The organism is Streptomyces durbertensis (assembly GCF_014156695.1).
Taxonomy (GTDB): Bacteria; Actinomycetota; Actinomycetes; order Streptomycetales; family Streptomycetaceae; genus Streptomyces; species Streptomyces durbertensis.
Map to the genome: position 1 here is coordinate 1 of NZ_WMLF01000113.1, position 13,802 is coordinate 13,802.

12 protein-coding genes are annotated in these 13,802 nt (G+C 70.9%); 7 read left to right on the top strand and 5 right to left on the bottom strand.

The window, feature by feature from the left end; genetic code table 11:
• From GL263_RS10335 to GL263_RS10345, 3 genes are all read right to left on the bottom strand, one after another.
• A partial coding sequence (locus GL263_RS10335) for a DUF7848 domain-containing protein (RefSeq protein ID WP_182855314.1) occupies positions 1–230 on the bottom strand: 230 nt, incomplete at its 3' end.
• Positions 227–445, bottom strand: a complete 219-nt coding sequence (locus GL263_RS10340; protein ID WP_182855315.1) for a hypothetical protein — start codon at positions 443–445, stop codon at positions 227–229. The genes GL263_RS10340 and GL263_RS10335, both read right to left, overlap by 4 nt.
• Entirely contained in the window at positions 445–720 is a 276-nt protein-coding gene (locus GL263_RS10345) for a hypothetical protein (RefSeq protein ID WP_182855316.1), read from the bottom strand. The genes GL263_RS10340 and GL263_RS10345 overlap by 1 nt, the downstream gene beginning before the upstream one ends.
• Before the next feature lie 118 nt (positions 721–838).
• Between GL263_RS10345 and GL263_RS10350 the strand changes: the two genes are divergently transcribed.
• Positions 839–1,675, top strand: coding sequence for a helix-turn-helix domain-containing protein (locus tag GL263_RS10350; RefSeq protein WP_182855317.1), 837 nt, complete (start codon positions 839–841; stop codon positions 1,673–1,675).
• Positions 1,659–1,964: a DUF397 domain-containing protein gene (locus tag GL263_RS10355; protein ID WP_438947942.1), complete on the top strand. Its 306-nt coding sequence runs from the start codon at positions 1,659–1,661 to the stop codon at positions 1,962–1,964. Before GL263_RS10350 ends, GL263_RS10355 begins: the two co-directional genes overlap by 17 nt.
• Positions 1,965–2,151: 187 nt before the next feature.
• On the opposite strand, the gene GL263_RS10360 is transcribed toward GL263_RS10355, so the two are convergent.
• Complete coding sequence (locus GL263_RS10360) at positions 2,152–2,727, bottom strand: TetR/AcrR family transcriptional regulator (RefSeq protein ID WP_182855318.1); 576 nt, start codon at positions 2,725–2,727, stop codon at positions 2,152–2,154.
• A 73-nt stretch (positions 2,728–2,800) separates the two neighbouring features.
• On the opposite strand from GL263_RS10360, the gene GL263_RS10365 reads away from it, so the two are divergent.
• From GL263_RS10365 to pulA, 5 genes are all read left to right on the top strand, one after another.
• Positions 2,801–3,391 carry a dihydrofolate reductase family protein gene (locus GL263_RS10365; protein WP_182855319.1) on the top strand — a complete coding sequence of 197 codons (591 nt, stop codon included), beginning with the start codon at positions 2,801–2,803 and terminating at the stop codon, positions 3,389–3,391.
• 106 nt (positions 3,392–3,497) lie between these two features.
• Positions 3,498–3,959 (top strand): SRPBCC family protein, encoded by a 462-nt coding sequence (locus tag GL263_RS10370; protein ID WP_182855320.1) that lies wholly within the window; start codon positions 3,498–3,500, stop codon positions 3,957–3,959.
• Between the two features lie 54 nt (positions 3,960–4,013).
• Positions 4,014–4,760, top strand: coding sequence for a class I SAM-dependent DNA methyltransferase (locus GL263_RS10375; RefSeq protein WP_182855321.1), 747 nt, complete (start codon positions 4,014–4,016; stop codon positions 4,758–4,760).
• 618 nt (positions 4,761–5,378) lie between these two features.
• Positions 5,379–7,070 carry a carbohydrate-binding module family 20 domain-containing protein gene (locus GL263_RS10380; RefSeq protein WP_182855325.1) on the top strand — a complete coding sequence of 564 codons (1,692 nt, stop codon included), beginning with the start codon at positions 5,379–5,381 and terminating at the stop codon, positions 7,068–7,070.
• A 205-nt stretch (positions 7,071–7,275) separates the two neighbouring features.
• The gene (pulA, locus tag GL263_RS10385) at positions 7,276–12,633 is read left to right on the top strand and encodes a pullulanase-type alpha-1,6-glucosidase (RefSeq protein ID WP_438947943.1); all 5,358 of its coding nucleotides are present in this window, start codon (positions 7,276–7,278) and stop codon (positions 12,631–12,633) included.
• A gap of 78 nt (positions 12,634–12,711) precedes the next feature.
• Here the strand turns inward: pulA and GL263_RS10390 are convergent, their stop codons facing one another.
• Positions 12,712–13,569 (bottom strand): hypothetical protein, encoded by an 858-nt coding sequence (locus GL263_RS10390; RefSeq protein WP_182855323.1) that lies wholly within the window; start codon positions 13,567–13,569, stop codon positions 12,712–12,714.
• Positions 13,570–13,802 lie beyond the last annotated feature (233 nt).

Consider the following 13,802-nt stretch of genomic DNA (forward strand, 5'->3'; position numbering starts at 1 on the left):
GGGTGGGCGTGCCAGGGGCGGATGAGGTGTTCGCGGTAGGTGTGGTGGGTGGGGTTGCGGCCGGCGTGGCGGAACGTCCAGCGCTGTGCGTCGGCGAAGTCGACGGTCGGCGTGGACTGTTCCTCGCAGACGGCGCACTGCATGGCGTAGGTGACGGGTTCGGCGTCCGGTTCGAGGTCGGGGTGCAGCCGCCACTCGACGAAGCGCAGCACGGATCGGGGCGGGGTCATGGCAGGCGGCTCCTCCAGTTGAGTTCGGTGACGCGGGCGCGGAGACGGTCGGCGGCCGTCGCGGGCCGCAGGTCGGCGGCCGGGCACTCCCACGGCGGGCCGCCGCCGGGGAGTCGCAGCAGTACGGTGCCGCCGGCGCGGGTGGACACCCGGCCGACGCGGCCGGTCCGGGTGTCCACGGCGTACGCGCCCGGCGCGAACGGCGTCGCGTGCATCAGCCCGCGACGACCGGTCGCCCGTCCGCGCGGCCGTGTGTCGGCGGCGTCGTCGCCCGCAGCGCGGCCGCCAGCCGCAGCGCCGTCTCGACGTTGCAACGGCCCAGGTCCAGAAGCGGGTTGGGCTCGGTCATCGCGCAGGTGACGAGGTCGAGACGCAAGGACGGGAAGGTGACGTCGTGCGCGGCGAGCGCCTGACGCAGTGCGTCGGCCGCCTCCTCGGCGACGCGGATGCGGTCGACGTTCGCCGCGCGGGCGCGTGGGGTGGATGCCATGGGGGTACTGCCGCCTTCCACTCTGGGTGTTGACTTCCGCCACACAGCGTGGCCAAACGTGGCTAGCCTTCCCAGGGGGAAGCACCCAACAGACCGACTTGGCCGACAGGTGACCGCCATGCCCGGACCCAAGAAACTCGACCCGTCCTCCTCACCGAGGGCACTGCTCGGCGCCGAACTCCGCCACAAACGCGAGCAGGCCAACATGACGCAGGATGAACTGGGCCGCCCGCTGTTCGTCAGCGGCTCGTTCATCGGCCAGCTGGAGGCCGGCACCCGCCGCATGGTGCCGGAGATCGCACAGCTCATCGACCAGGTGCTGGGCACCGACGGCTTCTTCGAGCGCAACTGCGAGGCGGGCAAGTCCCGTTACCCGGACCACTTCGCGGAGGCGGCGGAGGCCGAGGCCATAGCGACGGCGATCCGGTCGTACGCCCCGGCACTGATCCCCGGCCTGCTCCAGACCGCCGCCTACGCCCGTGCCGTCTGCCGGGCGTACCAGCCGACGGCGCCAGAAGAGGTGATCGAGGAGCTGGTGGCCGCGCGAATGGAACGCACCCGACTGCTCGCCGATCCAACAAAGCCTCTGATGTGGGCCGTTCTGGATGAGGGTGCGCTGCGCCGACCCGTCGGGGGCGCGGCCGTGATGGCCGAGTCGTTGTGGCACGTCGCCGGACTGGTCGGACGTCACCGCGCGATCGTTCAGGTGCTGCCGTTCCGCGCGGGGGCCCACCCGGCGATGGCAGGCGCCCTCAAGCTGATGGACTTCAGCGACGCGCCTCCCTTGGTCTACCTGGAGAGCCTGGGGCACGGCCAGTTGGTGGACGATCCGGCGCTGGTCGCGCGTTACCGGCTGTCCTACGATCTGCTGGGGGCCGCCGCGTTGTCGCCGAAGGCGTCCCTGGCCCTGATCACGTCGGTGGCGGAGGAGTACGCCCATGAGGACGATGCCTGATCTCAGCGCCGCGCACTGGCGTAAGTCCAGCCACAGTGGTGGCAGCGGCGGGGACTGCGTGGAGGTCGCCGAGGCGTTTCCCGGCGCCGCACGCTGGCGCAAGTCCAGCCACAGCGGCGGCGACGGCGGGGACTGCCTGGAGGTGGCGGACGGGCACCCCGGTGTGGTCCCCGTCCGGGACTCCAAGCGGGCCGACGGCCCCGTCCTCGTCCTACCCGCCGCCAGTTGGACCGCCTTTGTCACCGCCACCCGCCGTGACGGCCTCCGGCCGTCGAATGGCGATGTCTGAGACGTCGGCTGACCGGAACCGGGATCTGATCAGAGAGCTTGAGAGGCTGTCGGCGACGGGCCCTACTGTCGAAGACGTTCTCGCTGCCCGTGACGCCGCCCGCGCCGAGCGCGGCGCGGCGGTGCTCAATGCGTCCGCTGATCCGGCGGTTGGGCCGACGACCGGGTGACAGGCGGCCGCAACGGCGTCAGTGGGGGATCAGGCGGTCTACGGCGGCGGCTACCAGTTCCTCGCGTTCGGCTTCGGAGAGGACGTCGGGCAGGGTGAGTTGCTCGACGATGAGCCAGTTGAACGCGAGGTAGAGGAGCCGGACGGCGGTGGCGTCGCCGGGGAGGCCGGCGGCCTCGTGCTGGGCGACGTTGTGGTCGATGTCGGCGCGTACGCGTTCGGTGAGGACGGCGCGCAGTTCGGGGCGGCGGGTGGCTTCGAGGCGGAGTTCGAGGAGCGCGAGGTAGCCGGTGCGGAAGGCGCTGACGCGGCCGATGACCTCGCGCATGAGGGCCTTGTAGCCCTCCTGGCCGTGGGCGCCGGCGAGTTGTTGTTCCGTTGTGGTCTCGTCCGGCGTGAGGCGTTCGTAGACGCGGGAGCCGGCCTGGGTGAGCAGGTCGTCCCGGTTGGTGAAGTAGTTGGAGGCCGTGCCGGTGGGGACGGCGGCCTCGGCGTCGACCGCGCGGAAGGTCAGTCCGCGCGCGCCTTCCCGTGCCAGCACCTCGATCGCCGCGTCGACCAGCGCGGCTCTCCGCGCGTCGTTTCGCCGCGCCATTGACACCACTCCGTTCGTAGTACTACGTTGTTATCACTACAGTCAGAGTACTACGAGCGCGGGGGTAAGTCTTATGCGAAAGCTCGTCTACTACGTCGGAGTGTCCCTCGACGGCTACATCGCCGGGCCCGGACACGAGATCGACTTCTTCCCGTTCGGCGACGAGAAGCAGACCGCCGAGTACATGAAGTGGCTCCCCGCCCACTACCCGGAGACCATTCCGAGCTTCGCGCGCGACCAGTTCGGCATCGCGGACGCGCCCAACAAGCGGTTCGACACCCTGGTGATGGGTCGCGGCACGTACGTGCCCGGCCTGGACGCCGGTTACACCAGCCCGTACGCGCACCTGCGCCAGTACGTCGTGTCCACCACGACGCCGTCCGACATCGACCCCGCCGTCACGGTGGTCGACTCCGACCCGCTCGGCCTCGTCCGGGAGCTCAAGAAAGAGGAGGGCGGGCTGGACGTCTGGCTCTGCGGCGGGGGGCGCCTGGCCGGGGCGCTGCTGCCCGAGATCGACGAGTTGGTCATCAAGAGCTACCCGGTCCTCGCCGGGGCGGGCATCCGGGTGGTCGACGGGGAGTTCAGCCCGACGCTGTTCGACGTGACCGACAGGGTGTCGTTCGACAGCGGCATCACGGTCACGTCCTTCACCCGGCGGTAGGCCGGCAGCCGCGCCGCGCCGCCGCCCGGCTCGCGGCGGGGGCGCGGCGTTTCTACCATGGTGACCAGGACGTTTTCCTGTTCTCCCGAGCGGAGGGGGCGGTCCGATGACGCGGGAGAGCGAAACCCTGAGCCTGCGCGTACGGTGGGTACTCCACGCGCCGCGCGCGGTGGTCTTCCGGGCCCTCATCGACCCGGACGAGCTGGCCCGGTGGTGGGGCCCGGACGGGTTCACGATCCCGGCCGTGGAACGCGACCTCCGGCCGGGCGGCGCGTTCCGGATCACGATGCGACCCCCGGACGGGGAGGCGTTCCACCTGGCCGGCGAGTACCGCCTGGTCGAACCACCGGAACGCCTCTCCTACACGTTCCGCTGGGAGGAACCCGATCCGGACGACCGCGAGACGGTGGTGGACCTGGCCCTGCGCGACATTCCCGGCGTGGGATGCGAACTCGTCCTGGAGCACGGACCGTTCGCCACGCCGAGCCGCCTCCACCTGCACGAGGAGGGCTGGTCGCAGAGCCTCGGCAAACTGGACCGCCTCCTCACCTCGGAGGGGCGGGCATAAGGGCGCGGGAAAAGCGGTCGCGGGACGGGAGGGGCGGTATGTACCGTTCATCCCATGCCTGATGACGGAGACGGGTACTTCGGGGAAAGTGTCGCGGCGCGGTACGACGAGTCGTCGGCGGCGATGTTCCGGCCGGAGGTGGTGACGCCGGCCGTCGACCTGCTCGCCGAGCTGGCGGGTGACGGCGCCGCGTTGGAGTTCGGCGTGGGCACGGGTCGGATCGCGCTACCACTCGCGGAACGCGGCGTTCCGGTGCACGGCATCGATCTCTCCCGGGCGATGCTCAACCGGTTGCGGGCCAAGCCCGGCGCCGAGGCCGTCGGAGTGACGGCGGGCGACTTCTCGACCGTCCGCGTGCCGGGCGAGTACGCGCTCGTCTACCTCGTGTTCAACACGATCAACAACCTGACAACCCAGGACGACCAGGTCGAGTGCTTCCGCAACGCCGACGCACACCTGCGGCTCGGAGGGCACTTCGTGATCGAGGTGGGCGTCCCGGACCTGCGGCGGCTGCCGCCGGGACAGACGGCCGTGCCCTTTGACATCGGTCCCGACGGGTGGGCGTTCGACACCTACGACGTCGCGACGCAGGCGATGAGTTCGCACTACGTGACGCTCGGGGAAGGCGGCAGGGCCGAGCACCGGTCGATTCCGTTCCGCTATGTGTGGCCCGCCGAGCTGGACCTGATGGCCCGGCTGGCCGGAATGCGTCTCACCGACCGCTGGGAGGACTGGTCCCGGCGACCGTTCTCCGGCGAGAGCCCCCGGCACGTCTCCGTCTGGCGCAAGCCGGCGGACTGACGCCGGGCGTCGACCCGTGCGCCAGGCCGGGCTACCGGCCATGCATCGGGGCACCCGGCCTGGGCCTCCAGGCCGCCCCCGGCGGCTGGTGGTTGTGCGCGGGGTGCCGGCGCCGTGACGCCGCGAGGGGTGGTTTTCGGCCGGCTTCGCCCACGGCGTCTTGTCGGCGTCGCCGACCTGAGCTCGGGGCCGGGCGCGTGGGGCCGTGTGGGCGGCCCCCGGCCGGCTCAGGCCGGCAACTGGAGCAGACCGTAACACCCTGCAAGCTCTTGCAGAAGAGGTTACCTGGCCGTAACTGCCGAGTTTCCAGGGTGTGTCTCGAACCCTTGACGTGGCAGCGAGGGCCTTCTACGGTCAGCTCGCCGGAAGACTTTCACTCTCTTGCAGTCTTCTTGCAACATCCCCGCAGCACCTCGGACCATCTCGCTCCACCTCGCACCACCCCGCACAGCCAGTTCCACCCGTCCACGGGCGCGGCGCGTTGCCCGGAGGCACCCCACACGTCGGCACTCCCGTCAGGCAGGAGACATCGTGGCCTTCAGCTCAACCGCCGGACCGACCACCGAACCGACCAGCCAACCGTCCGCCAAACCGTCCAGGAAGCCGGTCGCCAGGACGTTGGCCGCGGCGCTCGCGCTGACCGCCGGTGCGGCGGGCGCGCTTGTCGCGGCGCCCACCGCCGCGCAGGCGGCGCCGCCGGGCGGCAAGGACGTCACCGCCGTCCTCTTCTCGTGGAAGTTCGAGTCCGTCGCCAGGGCCTGTACCGAGACGCTCGGGCCGGCCGGGTACGGGTACGTGCAGGTCTCGCCGCCGCAGGAGCACATCCAGGGCCCGCAGTGGTGGACGGCGTACCAGCCGGTCAGCTACAAGATCGACAGCCGGCTCGGCAACCGCAGCCAGTTCCAGTCGATGGTCAACACGTGCAACAGCGCCGGTGTGAAGGTGGTCGTCGACACGGTCATCAACCACATGAGCGCGGGCAGCGGCATCGGGACCGGCGGCTCCTCGTACACCAAGTACGACTATCCGGCGGCGCCTTACAGCGACGGCGACTTCAACGACTGCCGCAGCGACTCGATCGACTACCGCAACCGCTACCAGGTGCAGAACTGCGAGCTGGTGGGCCTGTCGGACCTGCGCACCGGCAAGGAGTACGTGCGGCAGCGCATCGCGGACTACATGAACGACCTGCTGTCGATGGGCGTGGCGGGCTTCCGCATCGACGCGGCCAAGCACATGCCGGCCGGCGACCTGGCGGCGATCAAGTCCAAGCTCAGCAACCCGAACGCCTACTGGAAGCAGGAGGCGATCCACGGCGCGGGCGAGGCCGTCGACCCGAGCGAGTACCTGGGCAACGGCGACGTGCAGGAGTTCCGGTACGCGCGTGAGCTGAAGCAGGTCATGAACGGCGGCCGCCTGGCGAACCTGCGGAACTTCGGCGAGGGCTGGGGCTTCATGGAGTCCGGCAAGTCCGCCGTCTTCGTGGACAACCACGACACCGAGCGGGTCGGCGACACCCTCAGCTACAAGGACGGCGCCCGCTACACGCTGGCGAACGTGTTCATGCTGGCCTGGCCGTACGGGGCCCCGGACGTGCACTCGGGCTACGAGTGGAGCAACAAGGACGCCGGTCCGCCGAACGCCGGTCACGTGAACGCCTGTTACACCGACGGGTGGAAGTGCCAGCACGACTGGCGGGAGATCTCCGCGATGGTCGGCTTCCGCAACGAGGCGCGCGGCCAGTCGGTCACCAACTGGTGGGACAACGGCAACAACGCGGTCGCGTTCAGCCGTGGCTCCAAGGCGTACGTGGCGATCAACCGCGAGAGCGGTTCGCTGTCCCGCACGTTCCAGACGTCGCTGCCCGCCGGTGACTACTGCGACGTGCAGAGCGGCCGGTCCGTCACCGTGAACGGTTCCGGCCAGTTCACCGCGACGCTCGGCGCGAACACCGCGCTCGCCCTGCACACCGGCGCCCGGAGCTGTGACGGTGGCAGCGGCGTCCCGGACCCGGTCGACGGCAGCGTGTCGTTCTCGGTGAACGCCACCACGCAGTGGGGCCAGGACATCCACGTGGCCGGCAGCTGCCCGCAGCTCGGCGGGTGGAACACCGCGAACGCGCCGAAGCTGGACCCGGCCACCTACCCGGTGTGGAAGGGCGCGCTGGAGATCCCGGCCGGCACCTCCTGCGAGTACAAGTACATCCGCAAGGACGCCGGTGGAGCGGTCACCTGGGAGAGCGGCTCCAACCGCTCCTTCACCGTCTCGTCGAGCGGCGTCACCGCGCTGAGCGACACCTGGCGCAACTAGTCCGGAACCCGGTCCGGAACAAGGCTCACCCGGCGGCAACCGCCTGAGCTCGGACGGCCCCGCGCCCTCGCCGGGGCCGTCCCCCACCATCACCGGCCACCCGGTTCCGCCGTCCACCCCGCCGGCGGGGCCGGGCGGCCGGCATGTCCATCACCCGTCCCTTCGAGGAGACCGATCCGTGAGAGGTTCCCCCGCGCGCAGAGGCGTGGCCGCAGGCATCGCGGCGACCCTTCTGACGACGCTGATCACCGCGGCGGCGTCCGCCAACGCCGCGCCGAAGCCGCCGCGCCCCCCGTCCGACGCGGCACTGGTCGGCGAGCAGACCCGGCACGACCTGACCAGGGAGCAGTTCTACTTCGTCCTGCCGGACCGTTTTGCCAACGGCGACCGCTCCAACGACCGCGGCGGGTTGACCGGCGGCCGGCTGAGCACCGGGTTCGACCCCACGGACAAGGGCTTCTACCAGGGCGGTGACCTCAAGGGCATCACCCGGAAGCTGGACTACATCAAGGGTCTGGGCACCACCGCGATCTGGATGGCGCCCCTCTTCAAGAACAAGCCGGTGCAGGGCGAGGGCAAGGACGCCTCGGCCGGCTACCACGGTTACTGGATCACCGACTTCACCCAGGTCGACCCGCACTTCGGCACCAACGACGACCTCCGCAAGCTCATCAAGGCCGCCAAGGCCCGGGGCATGAAGGTCTTCTTCGACGTCATCACCAACCACACCGCCGATGTCGTCGGCAACAAGGAGCAGGCGTACTCCTACCTCTCCAAGGGCGCCTTCCCCTACCTCACCAAGGACGGCAAGCCGTTCGACGACACCGACTACGCGGCTGGAGGGCGCTTCCCGAAGGTCGACCTGAACTCGTTCCCGCGCACGCCCGTCGTACCGGCGGCGGAGAAGGACGTCAAGGTCCCCGAGTGGCTGAACGACCCGACGATGTACCACAACCGGGGCGACTCCACCTTCGCGGGCGAGAGCAGCGAGCAGGGTGACTTCTTCGGCCTGGACGACCTGTGGACGGAACGTCCCGAGGTCGTCGAGGGCATGAAGAAGATCTACCAGCGGTGGGTGCGGGACTTCGACATCGACGGCTTCCGGATCGACACCGTCAAGCACGTCAACATGGACTTCTGGACCCAGTGGGCCGGCGCGCTGGACGCCTACGCGGCCAAGCGCGGCAAGAAGGACTTCTTCATGTTCGGGGAGGTCTACTCCTCGGACCCGGCGGTCAACGCCCCCTACGTCACCCGGGGCCGGCTCGACGCGACGCTCGACTTCCCGTTCCAGGACGCCGCCCGCTCCTTCGCCTCCCAGGGCGGCTCCGCGAAGCGGCTGCCCGGCCTCTTCGAGCAGGACTACCGGTACACCACCGGCCGCTCGAACGCCTACAACCAGGTGACGTTCCTCGGCAACCACGACATGGGCCGCATCGGCACGTTCCTGCGCCAGGACAACCCGAAGGCCGACGAGCGCGAGCTGCTGAAGCGCGCGACGCTCGCCAACGAGCTGATGTTCCTCAGCCGGGGCAACCCGGTCGTCTACTACGGCGACGAGCAGGGCTTCACCGGCTCCGGCGGCGACAAGGACGCCCGCCAGACCATGTTCGCCTCCCGCACCCCGGACTACCTGGACAACACGGCGAACAAGCAGCTCGGCACGGACCGCACGCACGCCGAGGACAGCTTCGACACCCGCCACCCCCTCTACCGGTCGATCGCGGAACTCGCCAAGCTGACCAAGGCCCACCCGGCGCTGCGCGACGGCACGCACACCGACCGGTACGCCGACGACGGCGCCGGCGTCTACGCGTTCTCCCGCACGCGGGCGGGCGACGCCCGCGCCCACGAGTACGTCGTCGCCGTCAACAACAGCACCGCCGCGAAGACCGTCGAGCTGACGACGGACTCCGCCCGGACCGTCTTCCGCCACCTCTACGGCGGCAAGGGCACCGTGCGCGGCGACGCCGACGGCAGGATCACGCTCACCGTGCCCGCCCTGTCCAGCGTCGTCCTGCGGGCGAACCAGCCCCTGGCCGCGCCCGACGCGAAGCCCGGACTGAAGCTGACCGCCCCGGCGGCCGGTGCCACCGGCACGGTCGAGCTGGACGCCGACGTGACCGGCGGACGCCTCAACCGCGTCGTCTTCGCCGCGCAGGTCGGCAACGGCCGCTGGCAGACGCTCGGCACCGCCGACCGCGCCCCCTACCGTGTCACCCAGCACCTCGGCCGCGACATCGCGCCCGGAACCCCCCTCCGCTACAAGGCCGTTGTCGTCGACAGCGCCGGCCGCACCGCCTCCGCGACGGCCACCAGCACCACCGGCCGCCCGCCGGCGCCCGAGGTGCCCTCCGCCGTCGAACGCGACTACGCCGTCGTCCACTACCAGCGGCAGGACGGCGACTACGACGGCTGGCAGCTCCGCTCCGGCGACCGCACCGCCGACTTCGTCGGCCGCGACGCCTTCGGCGCGTTCGCCTGGCTGAAGCTGCGCGACGGCGAGTCGACGGACAAGCTGCCGTTCACCCTCGTCAAGAACGGTGCCACGGACGGCCCCGAGCGCACCATCGATCTGGCAGCAACCGGTCAGGTCTGGGTCACCCAGGGTGAGGACAAGGCCGCCGAGGAGGCTCCCGAAGGCGTCTACCCGCCGCAGGACAAGACCAAGGCCGTCATCCACTACCACCGGCCCGACGGCGACTACGACGGCTGGGGCCTGCACACCTGGACCGGCGCCGCCGAGCCCACCGACTGGTCGAAGCCGCTGATGCCGACCCGCCGCGACGCGTTCGGCGCCACCTACGAGGTGCCGCTCGCCGACGGCGCGACCACGCTCAGCTACATCATCCACAAGGGCGACGACAAGGACGAGGCCGCCGACCAGTCCCTGGACCTCACCACCTACGGCCACGAGGTGTGGAAGCTCAGCGCGACCCCCGGCTTCCTGCTGCCCGGCACCGGCGGCGCCGCCGACCTCGACCTGACCAAGGCCGCGGCCCAGTGGATCGACCGCGACACCGTCGCCTGGAAGGCCAAGGCCACCGACGGCACCAGCCAGCAGCTTGTGTACGACGCGAAGGGCGGCATCACCGTCACCCCCGGCGGCGCGCTCTCCGACGAGGGCCGCTGGCTGCGACTCCGCCCGGTCGAGGGCGGTCTCACCGACGCCCAGCGCGCCAAGTACCCGCATCTGAAGGACCACAACGCCTTCACCGTCGACCCGCGTGACCGCCACCGCGTCCGGGAGTCCCTGCGCGGCCAGCTCATCGCCACCCAACGCGCCACCAGTGGCGCGCTGTTGGCTGCCACCGGCGTGCAACTCCCCGGCGTGCTCGACGATCTGTACGGCACGAAGGCCGCCGACGCCGAACTTGGCCCGGTCTTCGACACGAAGGGCCGACCCACCCTCTCCCTGTGGGCGCCCACCGCGCAGCACGTCGCACTGGAGCTCGACGGCCGCACGGTCGCCATGCGGCGCGACGACACCACCGGCGTGTGGAGCGTGCGCGGCAACCGCGGCTGGCAGAACAAGCCCTACCGCTACCACGTCCGCGTCTGGGCGCCGACCGTCCAGAAGACCGTCACCAACAAGGTCACCGACCCCTACTCCACCGCCCTCACCGCCGATTCCGCGCACAGCCTCGTCGTCGACCTGGACGACCCGAAGCTCGCCCCGGCCGGCTGGCAGCGACTGGCCAAGCCGAAGCACGTCCCGCTGCGCGACGCGCAGATCCAGGAGCTGCACGTCCGGGACTTCTCGATCGCCGACCGCACGGCCAGGCACACGGGCAAGTACCTCGCCTTCACCGAGAAGAACTCCGACGGCATGAAGCACCTGCGGAAGCTCGCCGACGCCGGCGCCTCCTACGTGCACCTGCTGCCGACGTACGACCTGGCGACCGTCCCCGAGAAGCCGCGCGACCAGGCCAAGCCGGACTGCGAACTGCCGTCGCTGGCGCCCGACTCGCCGAAGCAGCAGGAGTGCGTCGGCGAGGTCCGCGACCGCGACGCCTACAACTGGGGCTACGACCCGCTGCACTACACCGTGCCCGAGGGCTCCTACGCCACCGACCCGGACGGGACGCGGCGGACCGTCGAGTACCGGCAGATGGTCAAGTCCCTCAACGAGGCCGGACTGCGCGTCGTCCTCGACGTCGTCTACAACCACACCTACGCCGCCGGCCAGGACGACAAGTCCGTCCTCGACCGGATCGTGCCCGGCTACTACCAGCGGCTGCTGGACGACGGCAGCGTCGCCACCTCCACCTGCTGCCCCAACACGGCGCCCGAGCACACCATGATGGGCAAGCTGACCGTGGACTCGATCGTCACCTGGGCCCGGCAGTACAAGGTCGACGGCTTCCGCTTCGACCTCATGGGCCACCACCCGAAGGAGAACATCCTCGCCGTCCGCAAGGCCCTCGACCGGCTGACGCTCGCCAAGGACGGCGTCGACGGCAAGAAGATCATCCTGTACGGGGAGGGCTGGAACTTCGGCGAGGTCGCCGACGACAACCGCTTCGTCCAGGCCACCCAGAAGAACATGGCCGGCACCGGCATCGCCACCTTCGCCGACCGGGCCCGCGACGCCGTGCGCGGCGGCGGCCCCTTCGACGACGACCCCGGCGTGCAGGGCTTCGCCAGCGGCCTGTTCACCGAACCCAACAACTCGAAGGACAACGGCACCCGGGCCGAGCAGCGCGCCCGCCTCCTCCACTACCAGGACCTCATCAAGGTCGGCCTGACCGGCAACCTCGCCGACTACACCTTCACCGACACCGCCGGCCGGACCGTCAAGGGCTCCGAGGTCGACTACAACGGCTCCCCCGCCGGGTACGCCGCCGCCCCCGGCGAGGCCGTCGCCTACGCCGACGCCCACGACAACGAGACCCTGTACGACGCGCTCGCCTTCAAGCTCCCCGAGCGCACCTCCGCAGCCGAACGGGCGCGCATGCAGGTCCTCGCCATGGCCACCGCCGCGCTGTCCCAGGGCCCCGCCCTCAGCCAGGCCGGCAGCGACCTCCTGCGCTCCAAGTCCCTGGACCGCAACTCCTACAACTCCGGCGACTGGTTCAACACCATCAACTGGGACTGCCGACAGGGCAACGGCTTCGGCCGCGGCCTGCCGCCCGCCTGGGACAACAAGGACAAGTGGCCTTACGCCAAGCCCCTGTTGACCCAGCCGACCCTCACCCCCGGCTGCGCACAGATCAACGGCGCCTCCGCCGCCTACCGCGACCTGCTGCGCATCCGCTCCACGGAGAAGGCGTTCTCCCTGACCAGCACGGCGAAGGTGCAGCGCGCGCTGTCCTTCCCCCTCTCCGGGACGGACGAGACGCCGGGCGTGATCACCATGCGCCTCGACGACCTCGTCGTCGTCTTCAACGCCACACCGGAGCAGCAGCGCCAGACGCTGCCGGCGCTCGCCGGCAAGGCCCACCGCCTGCACCCCGCGCAGGCGAAGGGCTCCGACCCGACGGTCCGCCTCTCGCAGTACCACCCGGCCGACGGCACGTTCACCGTCCCCGGCCGCACGGTGGCGGTCTTCCAGGCGAAGTAACCACGCCTGACTCCCGTCCCGAGGGCCCGCCGCACACGCCACGCGCGGCGGGCCCTCCGCGTTGCCGGGAGGCCCGCGTCAGCGGTGCCGGGGTCGGGCCGCCTCGCGGGCGCGGCGGACGCCTGCCGTCAGGCGGGCGACGTCGACGCGGGGCGGCGCCTCGCCGCTTCCCTCGCCACGGCACGGGCGGCAGCGGCCGCCCGGCAGGGCCTCCGGCCGCCCAGGCGCCCGGCACACCACGCACTCCAGAATCCGCAACGCCGGCCGTCCCGACTCCAGCCGTCGCGCCTCCGGTCGTCCCGACTCCGGATCGGCAAGCCTGACCGGGGGCACCTTGTCGCGGAGCCGCACCCGTACCAGCCCGGCCGGATGATGCACCTTGGCCGGCAGCCCGGCCGTCAGCGCGTCCCGCACCTCCTCCCGGCCCGCGCCCCGCTCCAGCCAGGGCACCACCAGCGGCGCCAGCGCGGCGCACTCGGCGGCCGACAACGTCATCCGCCGGTCGACCCGCCCGAGGCCGGCCAGCACCGCGTACGCCTCACCCGCGACCTCCTCGTTGCCCGCCACCGCCACCGGGGGCGCCTCCGCCGGCGCCACGTCGTCGGCGCGGAAGGCGGCCCACCAGCCGTCCTCCCTGGCCGTGCGGGTGAAGTAGGTGTGCGTGACCCAGTTCCAGGCGCCGTCGGCGCCCCGAACGTGCTCCTTCACGCGTCGCAGATGGCCGGCCTCGGCGAGGTTCCGCAGCGCCGTCCGCAACGCGCACTGCCCGTACGGCAGGACTCTCGCCAGGGACTTCACCGAGATGTCGGCGCCGTCGGGGGCGCGGTCAATGTAGTGCGCGATGGATGCCTCGCGCGGGGGAAGGTGCGCGAAGTCAGCCTGCCGCCTGGGAAGTTCGCCGGGCGCCGTGTGCTTTCCGTAGCCGGGTGACGCCATGGGGTGTGGGCACGCGGGCGGGGAGGGGTTAAGGTCTGAGGAAGCCATGGATCGATTGGTCCGATCTGCTGGTGAGACCCCGTCGGGCGCGCTAACGCCCGCCGGGGTCGTCTTGTTTATGGAGTTCTGAGGTTCTGTCAGCAACCTAGACCGCGCGGCCGAGTTGTGGCAAGCCGCTCACGAAGAGTGAAACCCCCTGCTGAGCGGGGAACCGATCCTGCACAGGGGTGGGT

Coding starts and splice junctions, on each gene's coding strand:
- GL263_RS10340 (WP_182855315.1), bottom strand. CDS start 445: ATGCACGCGACGCCGTTCGCGCCGGGCGCGTACGCCGTGGACACCCGG.
- GL263_RS10345 (WP_182855316.1), bottom strand. CDS start 720: ATGGCATCCACCCCACGCGCCCGCGCGGCGAACGTCGACCGCATCCGC.
- GL263_RS10350 (WP_182855317.1), top strand. CDS start 839: ATGCCCGGACCCAAGAAACTCGACCCGTCCTCCTCACCGAGGGCACTG.
- GL263_RS10355 (WP_438947942.1), top strand. CDS start 1,659: ATGAGGACGATGCCTGATCTCAGCGCCGCGCACTGGCGTAAGTCCAGC.
- GL263_RS10360 (WP_182855318.1), bottom strand. CDS start 2,727: ATGGCGCGGCGAAACGACGCGCGGAGAGCCGCGCTGGTCGACGCGGCG.
- GL263_RS10365 (WP_182855319.1), top strand. CDS start 2,801: ATGCGAAAGCTCGTCTACTACGTCGGAGTGTCCCTCGACGGCTACATC.
- GL263_RS10370 (WP_182855320.1), top strand. CDS start 3,498: ATGACGCGGGAGAGCGAAACCCTGAGCCTGCGCGTACGGTGGGTACTC.
- GL263_RS10375 (WP_182855321.1), top strand. CDS start 4,014: ATGCCTGATGACGGAGACGGGTACTTCGGGGAAAGTGTCGCGGCGCGG.
- GL263_RS10390 (WP_182855323.1), bottom strand. CDS start 13,569: ATGGCGTCACCCGGCTACGGAAAGCACACGGCGCCCGGCGAACTTCCC.